1 protein-coding gene is annotated in these 1,187 nt (G+C 61.5%); it reads left to right on the top strand.

The genetic code is table 11. The annotated features are described in order from the left end of the window. Positions 1-1,112 (top strand): IS3-like element ISXac3 family transposase gene (locus tag C0R46_RS20575; RefSeq protein WP_245413707.1). Its coding sequence is split into 2 segments (ribosomal slippage), with 1,113 coding nucleotides annotated over them: positions 1-205 and positions 205-1,112; the frame shifts between segments, so codons are not numbered across the junction. This gene is flagged as partial in the annotation. Positions 1,113-1,187 lie beyond the last annotated feature (75 nt).

Below are 1,187 nucleotides of genomic sequence, written 5' to 3'. Positions count from 1 at the left end.
ATCGAGGCGGTCCGGCAAGTGACCGATCGTGGGTTCAAGGTGGCAGAGGTCGCCGAGCGACTGGGTGTCACCACGCACAGCCTGTACGCTTGGCTGCGCAAGTTCGGCAAGCCCGGCGTAGTACAGCGCGCTGAGGCGGACCAGAGCGCCGAAGTCCGGCGGCTGAAGATCGAGTTGCGCCGGGTGACGGAGGAGCGCGACATCCTAAAAAAGGCCGCCGCGTACTTTGCCAAGGGGTAAAGGCAAAGTACCTCTTCATGCAAGTCCACCGCGAAGAATTCAGGGTGTGCGCGATGTGCCGGGTTTTGCGGGTGAACCGGGCTGGATACTACGCGTGGCTAAAGTCGCCCGACAGTGAACGCGCCAAGGAAGACGAACGCCTGCTGGGGCTGATCAAGCACCACTGGTTGGCCAGCGGCAGTGTCTATGGGCATCGCAAGATTGCCAAGGATCTACGCGATCTGGGTGAGCGTTGCAGTCGCCATCGGGTGCATCGATTGATGCGCACCGAGGGACTGCGTGCCCAGGTGGGCTATGGCCGCAAGCCGCGCTTCCATGGCGGAACGCCGTGCAAGGCGGCAGCCAACCTGCTGGATCGACAGTTCGACGTGACCGAGCCGGACACGGCCTGGGCGAGCGACTTCACCTTCATCCGTACGCATGAAGGCTGGATGTACCTGGCTGTGGTGATCGATCTGTTTTCCAGGCAGGTCGTCGGCTGGGCGATGCGCGATCGAGCCGATACCGAGTTGGTCGTGCAGGCCTTGCTGTCGGCGGTGTGGCGGCGCAAACCCAGCGCTGGTTGCCTGGTTCATTCGGACCAGGGGTCTGTCTACACCAGCGATGACTGGCGCAGTTTCCTGGCGTCCCATGGCTTGGTGTGCAGCATGAGTCGGCGTGGCAACTGCCATGACAACGCACCGGTGGAGAGCTTCTTTGGTCTGCTCAAACGCGAGCGGATCAGGCGGCGGATCTACCCCACCAAGGACGCCGCACGCGCCGAGGTGTTCGACTACATCGAGATGTTCTACAACCCACAACGCCGTCATGGTTCAACTGGCGACCTGTCCCCTGTAGAGTTTGAACGGCGCTACGCGCAACGAGGGTCTTGAGTGTCTACGGAACCCTGGGCGTATCAGTTGTCATTTTTGGGGATCTCCTGCACTGGTGGATTGCAGAGCTGCATA

Origin of the sequence: Mangrovicella endophytica, assembly GCF_002893625.1 — a bacterium.
GTDB classification, from domain to species: Bacteria; Pseudomonadota; Alphaproteobacteria; order Rhizobiales; family Rhizobiaceae; genus Mangrovicella; species Mangrovicella endophytica.
Note: the sequence above shows the minus strand (reverse complement) of the source record. Positions and strands in the feature narration are given on the sequence as shown.